The organism is Zhihengliuella alba (assembly GCF_039538765.1).
Taxonomy (GTDB): domain Bacteria; phylum Actinomycetota; class Actinomycetes; order Actinomycetales; family Micrococcaceae; genus Zhihengliuella; species Zhihengliuella alba.
The window spans coordinates 73,677-91,385 of sequence record NZ_BAABCJ010000002.1 but is presented as its reverse complement, the minus strand read 5'-3'; the positions used below and the strand labels follow the sequence as shown (position 1 = coordinate 91,385).

17 protein-coding genes are annotated in these 17,709 nt (G+C 72.9%); 15 read left to right on the top strand and 2 right to left on the bottom strand.

What is annotated here, in order from left to right; translation table 11 throughout:
* Positions 1-85 precede the first annotated feature (85 nt).
* The 10 genes from infB to ABD784_RS06150 all read left to right on the top strand — a co-directional run bounded on the left by infB (position 86) and on the right by ABD784_RS06150 (position 11,590).
* Positions 86-2,950 carry a translation initiation factor IF-2 gene (gene infB, locus ABD784_RS06195; protein ID WP_344881575.1) on the top strand — a complete coding sequence of 955 codons (2,865 nt, stop codon included), beginning with the start codon at positions 86-88 and terminating at the stop codon, positions 2,948-2,950.
* A 105-nt stretch (positions 2,951-3,055) separates the two neighbouring features.
* On the top strand, positions 3,056-3,523 hold the full coding sequence (rbfA, locus tag ABD784_RS06190; protein WP_344881572.1) for a 30S ribosome-binding factor RbfA: 468 nt from the start codon (positions 3,056-3,058) through the stop codon (positions 3,521-3,523).
* A gap of 104 nt (positions 3,524-3,627) precedes the next feature.
* Positions 3,628-4,488, top strand: a complete 861-nt coding sequence (gene truB, locus ABD784_RS06185) for a tRNA pseudouridine(55) synthase TruB (RefSeq protein WP_344883418.1) — start codon at positions 3,628-3,630, stop codon at positions 4,486-4,488.
* Positions 4,489-4,548: 60 nt separating this feature from the next.
* Positions 4,549-4,923, top strand: a complete 375-nt coding sequence (locus ABD784_RS06180) for a hypothetical protein (RefSeq protein ID WP_344881568.1) — start codon at positions 4,549-4,551, stop codon at positions 4,921-4,923.
* Complete coding sequence (locus tag ABD784_RS06175) at positions 4,920-5,339, top strand: hypothetical protein (protein WP_344881565.1); 420 nt, start codon at positions 4,920-4,922, stop codon at positions 5,337-5,339. Before ABD784_RS06180 ends, ABD784_RS06175 begins: the two co-directional genes overlap by 4 nt.
* Positions 5,340-5,482: 143 nt before the next feature.
* Complete coding sequence (locus ABD784_RS06170; RefSeq protein ID WP_344881562.1) at positions 5,483-6,481, top strand: bifunctional riboflavin kinase/FAD synthetase; 999 nt, start codon at positions 5,483-5,485, stop codon at positions 6,479-6,481.
* Between the two features lie 3 nt (positions 6,482-6,484).
* Positions 6,485-7,258 carry a class I SAM-dependent methyltransferase gene (locus ABD784_RS06165; RefSeq protein ID WP_344881559.1) on the top strand — a complete coding sequence of 258 codons (774 nt, stop codon included), beginning with the start codon at positions 6,485-6,487 and terminating at the stop codon, positions 7,256-7,258.
* A 167-nt stretch (positions 7,259-7,425) separates the two neighbouring features.
* Positions 7,426-7,695, top strand: a complete 270-nt coding sequence (gene rpsO, locus ABD784_RS06160) for a 30S ribosomal protein S15 (RefSeq protein ID WP_309080201.1) — start codon at positions 7,426-7,428, stop codon at positions 7,693-7,695.
* Between the two features lie 312 nt (positions 7,696-8,007).
* On the top strand, positions 8,008-10,242 hold the full coding sequence (locus tag ABD784_RS06155) for a polyribonucleotide nucleotidyltransferase (RefSeq protein ID WP_344881556.1): 2,235 nt from the start codon (positions 8,008-8,010) through the stop codon (positions 10,240-10,242).
* Positions 10,243-10,258: 16 nt separating this feature from the next.
* Positions 10,259-11,590: a M16 family metallopeptidase gene (locus ABD784_RS06150; RefSeq protein ID WP_344881553.1), complete on the top strand. Its 1,332-nt coding sequence runs from the start codon at positions 10,259-10,261 to the stop codon at positions 11,588-11,590.
* 33 nt (positions 11,591-11,623) lie between these two features.
* Here ABD784_RS06150 and ABD784_RS06145 read toward each other — a convergent pair whose 3' ends face one another.
* Complete coding sequence (locus ABD784_RS06145; RefSeq protein ID WP_344881550.1) at positions 11,624-11,953, bottom strand: MoaD/ThiS family protein; 330 nt, start codon at positions 11,951-11,953, stop codon at positions 11,624-11,626.
* 82 nt (positions 11,954-12,035) lie between these two features.
* Entirely contained in the window at positions 12,036-13,226 is a 1,191-nt protein-coding gene (gene moaA, locus ABD784_RS06140) for a GTP 3',8-cyclase MoaA (protein ID WP_344881547.1), read from the bottom strand.
* 207 nt (positions 13,227-13,433) lie between these two features.
* Between moaA and ABD784_RS06135 the strand changes: the two genes are divergently transcribed.
* The 5 genes from ABD784_RS06135 to ABD784_RS06115 are packed head-to-tail and all read left to right on the top strand — an operon-like array spanning position 13,434 to position 17,708.
* Complete coding sequence (locus ABD784_RS06135; RefSeq protein WP_344881544.1) at positions 13,434-14,381, top strand: substrate-binding domain-containing protein; 948 nt, start codon at positions 13,434-13,436, stop codon at positions 14,379-14,381.
* Positions 14,378-15,280 (top strand): molybdate ABC transporter permease subunit, encoded by a 903-nt coding sequence (locus ABD784_RS06130; RefSeq protein WP_344881541.1) that lies wholly within the window; start codon positions 14,378-14,380, stop codon positions 15,278-15,280. Before ABD784_RS06135 ends, ABD784_RS06130 begins: the two co-directional genes overlap by 4 nt.
* A 10-nt stretch (positions 15,281-15,290) precedes the next feature.
* Positions 15,291-16,679, top strand: a complete 1,389-nt coding sequence (locus tag ABD784_RS06125) for a molybdopterin molybdotransferase MoeA (protein WP_344881538.1) — start codon at positions 15,291-15,293, stop codon at positions 16,677-16,679.
* Positions 16,680-16,686: 7 nt separating this feature from the next.
* Positions 16,687-17,214 (top strand): cyclic pyranopterin monophosphate synthase MoaC, encoded by a 528-nt coding sequence (moaC, locus tag ABD784_RS06120; protein ID WP_344881535.1) that lies wholly within the window; start codon positions 16,687-16,689, stop codon positions 17,212-17,214.
* Entirely contained in the window at positions 17,211-17,708 is a 498-nt protein-coding gene (locus tag ABD784_RS06115; RefSeq protein ID WP_344881532.1) for a MogA/MoaB family molybdenum cofactor biosynthesis protein, read from the top strand. Before moaC ends, ABD784_RS06115 begins: the two co-directional genes overlap by 4 nt.
* Position 17,709: the final 1 nt, after the last annotated feature.

The window sequence follows — 17,709 nt, the reverse complement described above, 5'->3', positions numbered from 1 at the left end:
GAACGCGCGACCGCCGGACGAGTAGGAAAACGACGGTTCACCTCTAGTTCTTTCGAGTGCAGGGGCGGACCGAGACAGGAGAAATGTGGCCAAGGTCCGCGTACACGAGCTCGCGAAAGAGCTCGGAATTCCTTCCAAGGAAGCACTCGCCAAGTTGCAGGACATGGGCGAATTCGTTCGCTCGGCGTCCTCGACGATCGAGCCCCCAGTAGTCAAGAAGCTCCGCGACGCCTACCCCGGCGCTGGAGCGCAGAAGGCGGACAAGCCCGCCGGCGGCCAGGCCCCGAAGCCGGGATCGGCCCCCAAGCCGGGCTCCGCCCCGAAGCCCGGCACGTCCGCGGCGCCCAAGCCGGGCACCGCGGCACCGAAGCCGGCGGCCGAGAAGCCGGCCGCCGACCAGCCGAGCACGGACGCTCCCAAGCCGGGCTCCGCACCGGAGCCTCAGGCCGAGACGCCGGCCCCGGCGCCGAGCCCCGCCCCCAAGGCGGCAGGGCCGAAGCCGGGCGCCCCGCGTCCGGCGGCCAAGCCGGCGTCCTCGCGTCCGGGCAACAACCCGTTCGCCCCCTCGCAGGGCATGCGTGGCAGCGACGAGCGCGGCGGCCCCCGTCCGGGCCCCCGCCCGGCAGCCCCGCGTCCCGGCAACAACCCGTACGCCACCCAGCAGGGCATGCGCCCGGGCGGCGCGGGCGGACAGCGCTCCGGCGGTCCCCGTCCGGGCGCCCCGCGTCCCGCCGCCGGTGGCGGCGCGGCCGGCCCGCGTCCGGCAGGCGGCCGTCAGGGCGCCCCGGGCACCGGCGGTCCCCGTCCGGGCGCCCCGCGTCCCGCGGGTGCCCCGCAGGGCGGCGGCGCACGGCCGAACCCGGCCATGATGCCGCAGCAGCGTCCCAAGCCGGCCGCGACCGGCGGGCGCCCCGGCGGCGGCCCCGGCCGTCCCGGTGCACCCGGACGCCCGGGCGGCGCACCCGGCGGCGGCGGGGGATTCCGTCCCGGCGGCGGCGGTGGCCGCGGCCGCGGCGGCACGGCCGGTGCCTTCGGCAAGGGCGGTTCGCGCGGCAAGCAGCGCAAGTCGAAGCGCGCGAAGCGTCAGGAATTCGAGCAGCAGAACGAGCGCAGCTTCGGCGGCGTCAGCGTTCCGAAGGGCGACGGCTCGACGATCGTCCGTCTGCGCCGCGGCGCCTCCGTGGCCGACTTCGCCGAGAAGATCAACGCGAACCCGGCAGCGCTCGTGACCGTGCTGATGACGCTCGGCGAGATGGCCACGGCGACGCAGTCGCTGGACGAGGCCACCTTCGAGCTCCTCGGCGAGGAGCTGGGCTACAAGGTCCAGGTCGTCTCGCCCGAGGACGAGGAGCGCGAGCTCTTCGAGTCCTTCGACATCAACCTCGAGGACGAGCGCGAGGCCGAGACCGACGAGATGCTGGAACCGCGTCCGCCGGTGGTCACCGTCATGGGTCACGTCGACCACGGCAAGACCCGCCTGCTGGACTCGATCCGCAAGGCCAACGTCATCGAGGGCGAGGCCGGCGGCATCACCCAGCACATCGGTGCCTACCAGATCGAGACCCAGCACGAGGGCGAGGACCGGGCGCTCACGTTCATCGATACCCCGGGCCACGAGGCGTTCACCGCCATGCGTGCCCGTGGTGCCAAGGTGACCGACATCGCCGTGCTCGTGGTCGCCGCGGACGACGGCGTCATGCCGCAGACGATCGAGGCGCTCAACCACGCCCAGGCGGCCGAGGTGCCGATCGTGGTCGCGGTCAACAAGGTCGACAAGGAGGGCGCGAACCCGGACAAGGTCAAAGGCCAGCTCGCCGAGTACGGCCTGGTGCCGGAGGAGTACGGTGGCGACACCATGTTCATCCCGGTCTCCGCGCTCAAGAAGGAGGGCCTGGACGAGCTCGTCGAGGCGATCCTGCTCACCGCGGACGCCGCGCTCGACCTGCGCGCCAACCCGGACAAGAACGCCCGCGGTGTGGCGATCGAGGCCAACCTGGACAAGGGCCGCGGCGCCGTCGCGACCGTCCTCGTCCAGTCGGGCACGCTCGCCGTCGGCGACACGATTGTCGCCGGCCGTGCGCACGGCCGCGTCCGCGCCATGTTCAACGAGAACGGCGAGAACCTCGACGTCGCCCTGCCGTCCCGCCCGGTCCAGGTCCTCGGCCTGTCCTCCGTGCCGCGTGCAGGCGACACCTTCCTGGTGACCAACGACGAGCGCACCGCCCGTCAGATCGCCGAGAAGCGCGAGGCGGCCGACCGCAACGCGGCGCTGGCCAAGCGCCGCAAGCGCATCACGCTGGAGGACTTCGACCAGGCTGTGGCCGAGGGCAAGATCGACACCCTCAACCTCATCCTCAAGGGCGATGTCTCCGGTGCGGTCGAGGCGCTCGAGGACTCGCTCCTCAAGATCGACGTGGGGGAGGACGTGCAGCTGCGCGTCATCCACCGCGGCGTCGGCGCCATCACGCAGAACGACGTCAACCTCGCCACCGTGGACAACGCCATCATCATCGGCTTCAACGTCCGCCCGGCGGAGCGCGTCGCCGATCTGGCCGACAAGGAGGGCGTCGACATGCGCTTCTACTCGGTCATCTACTCGGCGATCGACGACATCGAGGCCGCGCTGAAGGGCATGCTCAAGCCGGAGTACGAGGAGGTCCAGCTCGGATCGGCGGAGGTCCGCGAGGTCTTCCGCTCGTCCAAGTGGGGCAACATCGCCGGCTCGATCGTCCGCTCGGGCATCATCCGCCGCAACACCAAGGCTCGCCTGGTGCGCGACGGCAACGTGGTCGCCGACCGGCTGACCATCGAGTCGCTCAAGCGGTTCAAGGACGATGCCACCGAGGTCCGCGAGGGCTACGAGTGCGGTATCGGACTCGGCTCCTTCAACGACATCAAGGAAGGCGACGTGATCGAGACCTTCGAGATGCAGGAGAAGCCGCGCGCCTGATCCCGCGCACCGCGCTGACGACGGCGGGCTCGCACAGCGGGCCCGCCGTCGCTCGCGTTCATTGATAAGTTTTCTCTACCAGAGATCGCTCCAAAGGAGGTCAGCATGGCTGATCAGGCACGCGCGGCACGGCTCGCGCAGCGAATCAAGGTCGTCGTGGCCCAGGCCCTGGGCAAGGTGGTGAAGGACCCCCGCGTCGACTCCATCACCGTGACGGACGCCCGTGTCACGAGCGATCTGCAGCAGGCGACCATCTACTACACGGTCTTCGGCGACGACGTCGCCAAGGAGGACGCCGCCAAGGCCCTCGAGAAGGCCAAGGGTGTGCTCCGCAAGGAGGTCGGCCGGAACCTCACGATCCGGCTGACACCGTCGCTCGAGTTCGTGGCCGACGAGATCCCCGTCAACGCGTCCCACCTCGAGGACCTGCTCCGCCAGGCCAAGGAGCGCGACGCCGAGGTGGCGGCCCTGGCCCAGCAGGCCAAGCCGGCCGGCGACCCCGACCCGTACAAGAAGTCCGAGTCCGAGCTCGACGACGAGGACGACGACGAGGCCGGGGAAGCGCGCGCGTGACCGCTGGCGGCACCAGGGGAGAGGGCAACCGGCAGCAGGGGGCTCCGCGGCAGGGGGCTCGGCAGCAGGGCGCCCAGCGGCCGCAGAGCACCGCGTCCGGGCTCGTGATCGTCGACAAGCCGAAGGGCTGGACCAGCCATGACGTGGTCGGCCGGATGCGGCGGCTCGCCGGCACCCGGAAGGTCGGGCATGCCGGAACGCTCGATCCCATGGCCACCGGCGTGCTCGTCGTCGGCGTCAACAAGGCCACCCGTCTGCTGACCTACATCGTCGGCACCGGGAAGACCTACACTGCCACCATCCGGCTCGGCCAGAGCACGGTGACGGACGACGCGGAGGGTGAGGTGGTGCAGGAGCGCATCGCCGCGGCGGTCACGGAGGACGCCGTGCGCGACGCCGTCGTGGGCCTCACCGGCGACATCATGCAGGTGCCCTCCTCCGTCAGCGCGATCAAGGTCGACGGCCAGCGATCCTACGCGCGCGTCCGCAAGGGCGAGAACGTGGAGCTGCAGCCGCGGCCGGTCACCGTCTCCCGGTTCGACGTGCACGAGGTGCGCCGGCTCCAGGCCGGGCGCATCGTCGACGTCGACGTCACCGTCGAGTGCTCCTCCGGGACTTACATCCGCGCCCTCGCCCGTGACCTGGGCGAGGCACTGGACGTCGGCGGGCACCTCACCGTCCTGCGGCGCACCCAGGTGGGCCCGTACTCGATCGACGCGGCACGGACCATGGAAGAACTGGCCGAGGAATTCGGCATGCTCGACCTGGACTCCGCCGCCCGCGCGCTCTTCCCCGAGCGGATGCTCACCGCCGAGGAGGCGACCGAGCTGGGCTTCGGGCGGCGCATCCCCGTCACCGGCGCGGACGGTCCCGTCGCCGCCGTCGCACCGGACGGCACGGTCGTGGCGCTCCTGGTGGACCAGGACGACGTCGCCCGGCCGGAACTGGTCTTCGCCGCCTCCTGACGTCCCCGGGATCGACCCGGCGCCGCCAGGCCCGGAACCCTAGAAAGGCAGAACAACCCCGTGCTCGCATCCGGACTCCTCATCGCCGGCGCCGTCGTGTGCGCGGTGTCGGTGCTCGTCGCCGTCGTTGCGACCTTCGCCCGGGACTACCCGGACGACATCGCGATCCTCGGCGTCGCCGCCGTCGAGCTCTTCCTGATCGTCTACGGCGTCACGGCCGGCATCCGGCAGGCCGGAGGGGACCCGGTCAGCGGCGAGCTCTGGGAGTTCTGGGGCTACCTGCTCACCGCGCTGCTCATCCCCGTGCTGGCCTTCTGGTGGGCCGTCACGGACAAGACCCGCTGGTCCAATCTGGTGCTCGCCGCCGTCGGCGCCACCGTATTCGTCATGCTGTTCCGGATGGAGCAGATCTGGCACGGAGGAGTGCTCGCGTGAGACAGCAGGAGCGGCAGACCGGACTGGGCCGCATCATCATCGCCGTGTACGGCATCTTCGCCCTCGCCGCCACCGCCCGGGCCGGCTACCAGATCGCCACCGAGTTCTCGGAGGCGCCCGTGGCCTACCTGCTCAGCGCGCTGGCCGCCGTCGTCTACATCGTCGCCACGGTGGCGCTGGCCTCCCGCCGGCCGGGCAGCTGGCGGCTCTCGCTGGCCGCCGTCGCCTTCGAGTTCGTCGGCGTCGTCGTGGTCGGGATCCTGAGCTTCGCCGTCCCGCACCTCTTCGCGCACCCCGCCGTCTGGTCCCATTTCGGCAGCGGCTACGGCTACGTGCCGCTCGTCCTGCCCCTGGTGGGCCTCTGGTGGCTGGTGCGCCACCGCGAACGGGCCCCCGGGGCGCGGACCACCCCCTAGCGGCCGACGCCGACAGCGGACCGTAGGACCGCAGGACGGGACGGCGGGCCGGGACAGCGGCCCGGCGCCGGCCGTACTAGAGTCGACTCGGATCGGGCCGCGGCCGGATCCGAGGAGCGGACACCACGCAGAGAAGGAGCAACGTGCAGCACTGGACAGGCCTCGAGGCCGTGCCAGCCGGGTTCGGCCCCGCCGTGGTGACCATCGGGAACTTCGACGGCGTGCACCGCGGCCACTGCGCCGTGCTCCGCCAGCTCGTCGGGGAGGCCGAGCGGCGCGACGCGGCCGCCGTCGCCATCACCTTCGACCCGCACCCGCGCCAGGTGCACCAGCCGGACCAGGCCCCGCCGCTCATCATGGGTCTCGAGGACCGCACTGAGCTCATCGCCGAGTGCGGCGTGGACGCCCTGCTGACCCTGCACTACACCCTCGACTTCGCCCAGGCCACCGCGCAGGAGTTCGTGGAGAGCGTCATCGTCGACGCCCTCGGCGCCTGCACCGTGGTGATCGGGCACGACGTCCGCTTCGGCTGCGGCAACCACGGCGACTTCCAGACCATGGTGGAGCTCGGCCGGCGGTACGGGTTCGACGTCGTCGGGATCGACGACGTCGGCAGCGGCCGCCGCTGGTCCTCCACCTGGATCCGGGAGTCCCTCGCCGCCGGCGACGTCGCCACGGCCGCCGAGGTGCTGGGGCGCCCGCACCGCATGCGCGGCGAGGTGGTCCACGGGGCTGCCCGCGGCCGCGAGCTCGGCTTCCCGACGGCGAATCTCGCCCCCACCGCGGACGGCATCATCCCGGCCGACGGCGTCTACGCCGGCTGGCTCGTGGACGAGGCGGGCACGCGCTGGCCCGCCGCCATCTCGGTCGGCTCCAACCCCACGTTCGAGGGGGTCGGCCGCCAGGTCGAGGCCCATGTGATCGACCGCCCCGACGAGCCCGTCGAGGACTTCGACCTCTACGGCCAGCGGGTCGGCGTCGAGTTCGTGGAGCGGCTCCGTCCCATGGTCGCCTACCGCGGCGTGGACGCGCTGATCGAGCAGATGAACGACGACGTCGCCCAGGCCCGCGCGGTCCTCCGCCCCCGCGGCAGCGGCGGGGAGTCGACGGGGGAGACGGCCCCCGCCGCCCGGACCGAGTAGGCCGTGAGCGACCAGCCCGCGCCGGTGCCCAACCTGCCCCGGCGGGCCCCGCGCATCCGCGCCGAGATCGGCGAGGCATTCACCGACGGCGCCGACCACTACGACGCCGTGCGCCCCGCCTATCCGGCGGGCGCCGTGGACTTCCTCCTCGGCTCGGGCGCAGACGTCCTGGACGTCGGGGCCGGCACCGGCATCCTGACGGCCCAGCTGCTCGAGCGCGGGGCGAGCGTCACGGCGTTGGACCCCTCCGCGGACATGCTCCGCGCGCTGGCCGCCAAGCTGCCCGGCGTCCGCTGCGTCGAGGCGCCCGCCGAGGCGACGGGCCTCGAGGAGGCGGCGTTCGACGTCGTCGTCTGCGCCCAGGCCTGGCACTGGGTCGACCCGGAGCGCGCGACGGCGGAGGCCGTCCGGGTGCTGCGCCCCGGCGGCGCGCTGGCGCTGGTCTGGAACCAGCTCGACGTCACCGTCCCCTGGGTGCACCGGCTCGCACGGATCATGCACGCCGGCGACGTGCACCGGCCCGAGTTCGAGCCGGAGAAGGGCCCGGGCCTGGGCCCCTGGCGCGCGCACCACGAGCGCTGGCGCGAGCCGGTGACCCCCGAGTTCCTGGGCGAGCTGGCGAAGTCGCGGGCCTACTACCTGCGCGCGACGGAGGCGACCCGTGCCACGGTGCGCGCGAACCTCGACTGGTACCTCTACGAGCACCTCGGCCACGCGCCGGGGGAGCGGATCGAGCTGCCGTACTACACGCACGCCTGGCGCGCGGACCGCGGCTGACCGGCCCCCGCCGGGGAGCGGCGCTGCGGCGGCGACCGGGCCGGGCCGGACCCGCGCCCGGGCGTGGGCTGATAGACTGGACGACGGTGCCCGCTGCAGTCCGCGGTGGAGGGCGCTGGCGCCCGCGAGGGCGCGCACCTGTTCGCGGTACAACTCTAGGAGTTATTGTGGCCCTTGACGCCGCTGTGAAGACTGAGATCATCAAGGAGTACGCAACGCACGAGGGCGACACCGGTTCGCCCGAGGTGCAGGTTGCAGTGATGACCCGTCGTATCTCGGACCTGACCGAGCACCTGAAGTCGCACAAGCACGACCACCACACCCGCCGCGGCCTGATGGCCCTGGTCGGTCGCCGTCGTCGCATGCTCGACTACCTGAAGCGCGTCGACATCGTGCGCTACCGCGCACTCATCGAGCGCCTCGGCCTGCGCAAGTAGGCTCGTTGACTTCAGGCGGCGACCCGACGGAGGTTTTCTCTGCCGGGTCGCCGCCTTTAGTCTGTGTACTGGGCGTGCAACACGCCCGCACAACCGAATAGCACTTCCAACACCAACGGAGCGCAGCCCATCATCGGCATTCGCGGTCCTCGGTAGTGGTCTACGGGGTGCCCCCGGCCGGTCGGATCCGGCCGCCGGAGCGCCGTGGACCTCGATCGAAGACCGGGTGCATCCTCGCCTCCGCCCGGGCGCCGCCCGGCCGAGCGAAGCGATGAGGCTGTGTCCTCCGCACATAGATACGGAGAAGACACTTTGTCTGACGTCCAATTCGCCGAAGCCGTGATCGACAACGGCCGCTTCGGCACCCGCACCATCCGCTTCGAGACCGGCCGCCTCGCCAAGCAGGCCGCCGGTTCCGCCCTCGTCCTCATCGACGAGGACACCTCCATGCTCTCCGCCACCACGGCGGGCAAGCACCCGCGCGAAGGCTTCGACTTCTTCCCGCTGACCGTGGACGTCGAGGAGCGCATGTACGCTGCCGGCCGCATCCCGGGCAGCTTCTTCCGCCGCGAGGGCCGCCCCTCGACCGAGGCCATCCTGGCCTGCCGCCTCATGGACCGCCCGCTGCGCCCGGCCTTCGTCAAGGGGCTGCGCAACGAGGTCCAGGTCGTCGTGACCGTCCTGTCCATCAACCCGGACGACCTGTACGACGTCGTGGCGATCAACGCCTCGTCGATGTCCACGCAGCTCTCCGGCCTGCCGTTCTCCGGCCCGATCGGCGGCGTGCGCGTCGCGCTCGTGGACGACGGCAACGGCTCCGCCCAGTGGGTCGCCTTCCCGAAGCACTCGCAGCTGCAGGACGCCGTCTTCTCCATGGTGGTCGCCGGCCGCCAGACCGAGGACGACATCGCGATCATGATGGTCGAGGCCGAGGCGACCGACAACGCCTGGAACCTCATCAAGGAGCGCGGTGCCACCGCCCCGACCGAGGACGTCGTCGCCGAGGGCCTCGAGGCCGCGAAGCCGTTCATCAAGGTCCTCTGCGAGGCGCAGGCCGACCTCGCCTCCCGCGCCGCCAAGCCGGCCGTCGAGTTCCCGGTCTTCCGCGACTACGAGGACGACGTCTTCGCCGCCGTCGAGGAGAAGGCGACCGCCCGCCTGACCGAGATCTTCTCGATCGCGGACAAGCAGGAGCGCGAGAACGCCTCGAGCATCTTCCGCGACGAGGTCGTCGAGGCGCTGGCCGCCGAGGGCCAGCAGTTCGAGGGACGCGCCGGCGAGGTCTCCAAGGCCTTCGGCTCGCTGACCAAGAAGGTCGTGCGCCAGCGCATCCTCACCGAGCAGGTCCGCATCGACGGGCGCGGCCTGACCGACATCCGTCAGCTGACGGCCGAGGTCGAGGTCCTGCCCCGCGTGCACGGCTCCGCGATCTTCGAGCGCGGCGAGACCCAGATCATGGGTGTCACCACGCTGAACATGCTCAAGATGGAGCAGCAGATCGACTCGCTGTCGCCGGTGACGCGCAAGCGCTACATGCACAACTACAACTTCCCGCCGTACTCCACCGGAGAGACGGGCCGCGTGGGCTCCCCGAAGCGCCGCGAGATCGGCCACGGCGCCCTCGCCGAGCGCGCCATCGTGCCGGTGCTGCCGTCGCGCGAGGAGTTCCCCTACGCGATCCGCCAGGTCTCGGAGGCCCTCGGCTCCAACGGCTCGACGTCGATGGGCTCCGTCTGCGCCTCCACGCTGTCGCTGCTCAACGCCGGCGTGCCGCTGCGCGCACCGGTCGCCGGCATCGCCATGGGCCTGGTCTCCGACCAGGTCGACGGTGAGACCCGCTACGCCGCGCTGACCGACATCCTGGGCGCCGAGGACGCGTTCGGCGACATGGACTTCAAGGTCGCCGGCACCGCCGAGTTCGTCACCGCCATCCAGCTGGACACCAAGCTGGACGGCATCCCGGCCTCGGTGCTGGCCGCAGCGCTGAAGCAGGCCCGCGAGGCCCGCCTGCACATCCTCGATGTGCTCAACGCGGCGATCGACGCGCCGGACGAGATGAGCGAGTTCGCACCGCGCATCATCTCGGTGAAGATCCCGGTGGACAAGATCGGCGAGGTCATCGGCCCGAAGGGCAAGATGATCAACCAGATCCAGGAGGACACCGGCGCCGACATCTCCATCGAGGACGACGGCACGGTCCTGATCGGCGCCACGGACGGCGAGTCCGCCGAGGCCGCCCGCTCCGCCATCAATGCCATCGCGAACCCGCAGGTTCCCGAGGTCGGCGAGCGCTACCTGGGCACGGTCGTGAAGCTGACGACCTTCGGCGCGTTCGTCTCGCTGATGCCGGGCAAGGACGGCCTGCTCCACATCTCCGAGCTCCGCAAGCTCGCCGGTGGCAAGCGCGTCGACGACGTCGAGGACGTCCTCTCCGTGGGCCAGAAGCTCCAGGTCGAGCTGACCAAGGTCGACGACCGCGGCAAGCTCTCCCTGGCCCCGGTCGTCGCGGAGGACGCCTCCGAGACCGCCGAGCAGCCGGCAGAGTAGGGACGCGACCCACTCGATGGCTCTGGTACCCCTCGACGGGTCCGCATCCAGCATCCTGCACGGGGAGGCAGGCGGCGCAGTAGTGCGCCGCTCGGTCCTCCCCGGCGGGGTCCGGGTCCTGACCGAAGCGATGCCCGGACAGCGTTCGGCGACGATCGGCTTCTGGGTCGGCGTCGGATCCCGCGACGAGGCCGCGGGGATGCATGGATCGACCCACTTCCTCGAGCACCTCCTGTTCAAGGGAACCTCCCGCCGCACGGCCCTCGACATCGCCTCGGCGTTCGACGAGGTCGGCGGCGAGTCCAACGCCGCGACGGCGAAAGAGCACACCTGCTACTACGCGCGGGTCCTCGACTCGGACCTGCCGCTGGCGATCGACGTGATCGCGGACATGGTCACCTCCGCGGTCCTCGACCCGGAGGACCTGGAGCAGGAACGCGACGTCATCCTCGAGGAGATCGCCATGGACAGCGATGACCCCGGCGACGTCGCCCACGAGAACTTCGCCTCCGCCGTGCTCGGCGAGCACCCGCTCGGCCGGCCCATCGGAGGCACCCCCGAGGCGATCCAGGGGATCCGGCGCGAGGCCGTGCTGGAGCACTACCGGCGGTACTACGCGCCGCAGGAGATCGTCATCACCGCCGCCGGGTCCCTGGACCACGACGACGTCTGCCGCCAGGTCCTCGAGGCCCTCTCCCGGGCCGGGTGGGAGCTCGAGCCGGGGGCGGAGCCGGTCAAGCGCCGGGACAACCGGCCCGCGGTGATCGAGGGCCAGCACACGGTGGACGTGATCCGCCGCCCCGTGGAGCAGGCCAACATCATCATGGGCTGCCCGGGCATCATCGCCACGGACGAGCGCCGCCAGACGATGAGTGTGCTCAACACGATCCTCGGCGGCGGCATGTCCTCGCGGCTCTTCCAGGAGATCCGCGAGCGGCGCGGCCTGGTCTACTCGACGTACTCGTTCTCGGCCGCGTACTCGGACGCCGGCTACTTCGGCATGTACGCCGGATGCTCTCCCGCGAAGACCGGGCAGGTCATCCAGCTGCTCGGCGCGGAGCTGGAGCGCCTGGCCGCCGAGGGCGTCACCGAGCAGGAGATCGCCAAGGCCGTGGGCCAGATCTCCGGAGGGCTGGTCCTCGCGCTCGAGGATCCGGGCTCGCGCATGTCCCGGCTCGGCCGGGCCGAGCTCGTCACCGGGCACTTCCAGGACATCGACACCACCCTGGAGAAGATCCGGGCCGTGACGGCCCAGGACGTCCAGGACCTGGCCCGCGAGCTCGCCGGCCGGCGGCGGACCGTCACGGTCGTGGGCCCCTTCGACACGGCGGCCGACTTCGGCCTCTGACGCCCCACCGGGCGTCGGGGGCGGGTCGTCCGGCTATCCACCGGCGAACGGCGGCAGGACGTCGACCACGTCCTCGTCGCCCAGCGGGTGCCCGCGGTCCCGCACGCTGACCTCGTTGACGAGGAAACTCGAGCGCGAGATCACTCGGGCCAGCGACGGCGTCCGGCGGACCGGGGCCGCGCCGCGGCTGGTCTCCCCGGCGCCGACCGCGGCCGGTTCCGGGCGACGGTCCCCGGCGGGGTGGAGCGCCGCGACGTGCTCCAGGAGCGCGCCGAGCGTCGGCTCGGGAAGGGCGGAGACGGCGATGTCCTGCTGCTGGCGTCCCGCCGCGGCGGCCGCGGCCGCGAAATAGCGGATTCTCATGATGGCTCCTCCAGGGGGAGTCGGGTCTGGTGGGGCTCGCGATGCCCGGGGCGGAGCCGGCCGCGTGGGCCGGCGGGGCGGGTCAACCGCCGATGGCGCTCATGCTCCGGTCCGGCTGGACGAAGTCGTCGTCGCCGAGGCCCGGATGGCCCATGCCGTGCGCCCGGGGCTTGCCCCACATGGCCTCGCGCCAGCGGTCCGCGACGTCGTCGTCACTGGCGCCGGAGCGGAGCAGCTCGGAGAGGTCAGTCTCCTCGCGGGAGAAGAGGCACGCCATGACCTTGCCTTCCGCGGTGATGCGCGTGCGCCGGCAATCGGAGCAGAACGGCTCCGTCACCGAGGCGATGATGCCGACGGTCCCGACGACCCGGCCCGGGTCGGCCCGGTGGGCTACCTGGAAGCGCTCGGCCGGTGCGCCGTCGCGGTCCCTCGGGTCGGCGGAGAGGACGAAGCGCTCGGACAGCCTCTCGTGGATCTCGGCCGAGGTGACCATGTTGTCCTTGCGCCAGCCGTGGTCGGCGTCCAGCGGCATCTGCTCGATGAATCGCAGCTCGAACCCGCGCTCCACCGCCCACGCGAGCAGGTCCGCGGCCTCGTGGTCGTTGACGCCGCGCATAAGGACCGTGTTGATCTTCAGGGGAGCCCCCAGTCCGGCGTCGACGGCGGCGTCGATCCCGTCGAGCGTCGCCTGCAGGTGGTTGCGGCGGGCCAGCTCCTGGAACGTGCCCGCGTGGAGGGTGTCCAGCGAGACGTTGATGCGGCTGAGCCCGGCGTCGGCGAGCGGCCGGGCCTTCTTGGCCAGCCCGACGGCATTGGTCGTCAGGGAGATGGGGAGCTCGGGGTGGTCGGCGCGCAGACCCGCGACGATGTCCACCAAGTCGACCCGGACCAGCGGTTCTCCACCGGTGAGGCGCAGCTCCCGGACACCGAGGTCCCGGACCCCGATGGTCACCAGGCGGCGGACCTCCTCGCCGGTCAGGAGACGGCTCTTGGGCAGCCAGGCCATGCCGTCGGCCGGCATGCAGTAGGTGCAGCGGAGATTGCACTTGTCGATGAGCGAGATGCGCAGGTCGCTCGCGACCCGGCCGAAGCGATCCACGAGGGGCTTCTCGACCGGTCCGGCGTCCCGCGGCCAGGCGGCGGCGTCCACTCCCCGGGTGCCGGGCGCAGCGGTGCCGGCCGCCGGCTCGGGGGCGGGCGCGAGGCCTCCGGTGTCGCGCTGGCCCTCCGACCTCGGCCGGGTCGTCTGGAGGCTGACGCGGGTGGTTCCCATCCTTCGAGCGTAGACCACCTGCGGGCCTAACTCCATGCCGCGGCGACTAGACTCCTGACCATGCCGAAGCCATCGCACCAGCCCGGGCCGAGCCGCCCCCGCCCGGTGCCGGAGGCCCCCGCGGCGGCAGCCCGGGCCACGGCTCGCACAGCGTCTCCCGGAGCGCTCGGAATCACCGCCGCTCGGGCCTCCCGGACGGCGTCCCGGATGACGCTCGATGACGGATCCGGGCTCCGTGCCCCGGCGTCGCCGAAGACGGCTCGGCGGCGCGCGCGGGAAGGCGCGCCGAGACGATCCCCGGCGCTCGCGGCCGGGGCCGTCCTCCTGCTGCTCCTGACCGGATGCGCCGGTCCGGCGGAGGGGCGCGGCGCCGGCGGCGTCGAGGAGATCATGTGGTTCGCGCCGTCGTCGTTCACGGACGTGGCCGGCCCGCTGGCCGAGGCCTACGAGGGCGCCGCCCGCGCCGCCGGTGATCCGGTGGACGTGACCGTCAACCTCGGATCCTCGGCCCAGCTCGTCCAGCAGGTCAATTCCGGGGCCGCGCCGGACGTCCTGGTCACCGCGGACGAGCAGGCCCCCGGCGCCCTGGAGAGCCCCGAGGAGTTCGAGCGGATCGGAACGGCGGCCGCGAACGGGCTCGTCCTCGTCGTCGGCCGGGACACTCCTCTCGCCGCGGAGGCCGGGGGAGCGGGGCCGGCCGGGCCGCCGTCGCAGGAGCTCCTCGACTGGCTGGCCGGGGCCCGGGTCGCCGTCTGCGCGCCGGAGGTCCCCTGCGGGCGTGCCGCCCACGCCTGGCTCGCCGGGCGACCCGGCGGGATCGTCCAGGACGCAACGCAGGAGGCGAACGTGCGCGCGGTCCTGGCCAAGGTGTCCTCGGGCCAGGCCGACGCCGGCTTCGTCTACACCACGGATGCGGCCGCGGCCGGCGACGCGGTGGCCGCGCTGCCGCTCGACGCACCACGGAACCGCTACCCCGTGCTGGTGCCCGTCGGCCCGGACCACGACGGCGGCGACGCCGGGGAGGACTTCGCCCGCTGGCTCCTCGCCGAGGACGCCCAGGCCCTCCTGGGCGAAGCCAGCTTCGAGCCCGGCGGCCAAGCGGGCAGCGGCACCGGCTCGGACGACGACGGCGGGGACGCAGGAGTGGACGGGTGAACCGGGACGGCCTCGGCCGCGCCACCGGCGACCGGGCGCACCGCCGCGCCACCACGCCCCGCTGGATCTGGGTTCCGACGGCGATCGCGGTCCTCGCCCTCGCCGGTCCGATCCTCGCCCTCGGCGCGGCGGCGAGGCCCGACACGCTCATCGCCGCCGTGACGAGCCCGGAGGCGAGCGCCGCCGTCGGACTGTCCCTGACCACGGCGGTCTCGGCGACCGTCCTCTGCGTGCTGCTGGGCGTCCCGCTGGCCCTCGCGGTCCACCGCGCGCACGGGGCGCTCCGGGCCGCGCTGCAGCTGGTGCTGATCGTCCCGCTGGTCCTCTCGCCCGTGGTCTCGGGGCTCGCCTTGCTGTACTTCTGGGGGCGGCAGGGCCTCGCGGGCGAAGCGCTCGACGCGCTCGGACTGGGGGTGGCGTACACACCGGCGGCCGTCGTCCTGGTCCAGGTCTTCGTCGCCCTGCCCTTCGTCACCGTGGCGGCTCTGAGCAGCCTCGAGGCCGTCGACCCGGACCTGGAGCTGGCCGGCGCGAACGCCGGGGCGGGCCCGACGCAGATCCTGCGCCACATCACCCTGCCCCTCGCCGCGCCCGGCATCGCGGCCGGCACGCTGCTGGCGTTCGCCCGCGCACTCGGCGAGTACGGGGCGACCGTCACCTTCGCCGGCTCCGTGGCCGGGCAGACGCGGACCATCCCGCTGCAGATCGAGCTCGCCTTCAACTCGGCGGACCCGGAGGCGGCTGTCGGCATCGCCCTCATGCTGATCGCCTTCTACCTCCTGGTGCTCGCCGCGGTGGCTCTGCTGTTCGTGCTGCCCGGCCGAGCCGACGGTCCGGTGCGCGAGCCCGGAGCGGGGCGCGCGGCCCCGGGTATCCAACGTGGGGGAGTCCGGCTCTAGGATGGCTGGCATGGGCGCCGACACCGGCCGGGGCAACCCCGGCACCGAACAGCTTCCGGGCGAGGGGCCGCTGCCCGGCACCGCACCGTTCCGCCGCAGCGTCGCCGAGCACGCCGGCGAGGTCCGCCGGCTGCTCGAGCCCGTCGCGGAGGCCGTTGCCGCACGCGTCGAGGAGCTCCCCCTGCGGGCGGCGCGCGGCCGGATCCTCGCCGCCGACCTCCCCGCACCGCACAGCCTCCCGCCCTTCGACAACTCCCAGATGGACGGCTTCGCGGTGCGGACCGCCGATCTGCGGCGGGCCGCGTCCGCCGGCCGGGCCGTGCTCCGGGCCGCGGCACCGATCCCCGCCGGGCCCGCACCGGCGGCCGGGGAGGGCGTGGAGCTCGCCGCCGGGACGACGGCCCCGATCATGACCGGCGCTCCACTGCCCGCAGGAGCCGACGCCGTGGTGCCGGTCGAGGCCGCGGAACCGCCCCGGTTCCCGGCCGCCGGCAGTCCGGTCGGACTGCCGGCCGAGGTCGAACCGGGCCAGTTCGTGCGCCGCGCCGGAAGCGACATCGCCGCGGGGGACGTCGCGCTGCGGGCCGGGGCGGAGCTGACCGTCCGGCACCTCGGCCTCGCTGCCGGCCTCGGCTTCGAGAGGCTCACCGTGCGCGGCCGGCCCCGCGCCCTCGTCGTCGCGACCGGCGACGAGATCGTCCCCCCGGGGCGCCCGCTGGCGCCCGGGCAGATCCACGACGCCAACACCACCCTCGTTGCGGCGGCCCTGGACGCAGACGGCTGGGACGTCGCCGTCGAGACCATCGCGAGCGACACGCCCGCCGAGTTCCTCGACCGCTTGCGCGCGGCGGCGGTGAGCCATGGCACCGACCTCGTCCTGACCAGCGGGGGGATCAGCCAGGGTGCGTACGAGGTGGTCAAGCTGGCACTCGCCGAACGCGGCGTGGCCTTCGGGTCCGTCGCGCTGCAGCCCGGAGGGCCGCAGGGGCTCGGCATCCTCCGCTGGGACGACGGGACGGGAACGCCGATGCTCGCCTTCCCCGGCAACCCCGTCAGTACCTACGTCAGCTACGAGATGTTCCTCCGTCCCGCGGCGGCCGACCTCCTGGGATCGGCGCCGCGCCGCGAGGCCGACGGCGTGCTCACCGCCCCGGCCGACAGCCCTCCCGGGAAACTGCAGGTCCGCCGGGCGCGACTGCTCGACACCGGGCCGCCGGCCCGCGTCGAGCTCGTCGGCGGGCCCGGCTCCCACCTGCTGCACGCACTCGCCGCGTCGGACGCCCTGGCCGTCCTCCCCGCGGACGCGGAGCATCTGCCGGCCGGGAGCCCGATCCGGGTCCTCCTCCTCGAGGAGCACGGTCCCCGGCCGCACCGAACCCCCGACCCCAGAGAGACCTGAGGAAGCCATGCCCCAGACCGATCCGCAGCCCGCCGGGCTGACCCACGTCCGCGCGGACGGGACCGCCCACATGGTCGACGTCTCCTCCAAACCGGAGACCACCCGCCAGGCGACCGCCGTGGCCACCATCCGCACCCGCGACGACGTCGTGTCCATGCTCTCCGACGGCTCCCTGCCCAAGGGGGACGCGCTCGCGGTCGCCCGGGTCGCCGGGATCATGGCCGCGAAGAAGACGCCGGAGCTGGTTCCGCTCTGCCACCCGTTGCCGATCTCCAAGGTCACCGTCGACTTCGCCCCGGCGGAGGGCGCCATCGTCATCGAGGCCATGGTCAAGACGCGCGGCGTCACCGGGGTGGAGATGGAGGCGCTCACCGCGGCGACCGTCGCGGGCCTGACCGTCTACGACATGATCAAGGCCGTCGACCACCATGCCGTCATGACCGACGTCCAGGTCCTCGCCAAGTCCGGCGGCAAGAGCGGCGACTGGGACATCCGGTCCGACGACTCCGGCCACGCGCCGGCAGCGGGCCAGTGAGCGCGGCCGAGCCGGGCGTCACGCGGTCCGGCGCCATCCTGATCGCCTCCACGCGCGCCGCCACCGGGACGTACGAGGACCAGACCGCCCCCGTCGTCGCGGACTGGCTCGTCGAACACGGCTTCGCCGTCATCGAACCCGTCGTCGTCCCGGACGGCGAGGCCGTCGGGGCGGCCCTGAAGGCCCTGCTCACCCTCGGCCCGTCCGTGATCGTGACCAGCGGTGGCACGGGGCTCAGCCCGGACGACGCTACGCCGGAGATGACCGAACCGCTCCTGGACCGCCAGATCCCCGGCATCGCCGAGGCCATCCGGGCCGCCGGCCTGACGAAGACCCCGCACGCCGCGCTCTCGCGCGGACTGGCCGGGGCGGCCGGACGGACCTTCATCGTCAACCTCCCGGGCTCCCCGCGCGGCGTCATGGACGCCCTCCGCGTGCTGGACCCGATGATCGACCACATCTGCCGCCAGCTGGAGGGCCGCCGTGACCACTGAA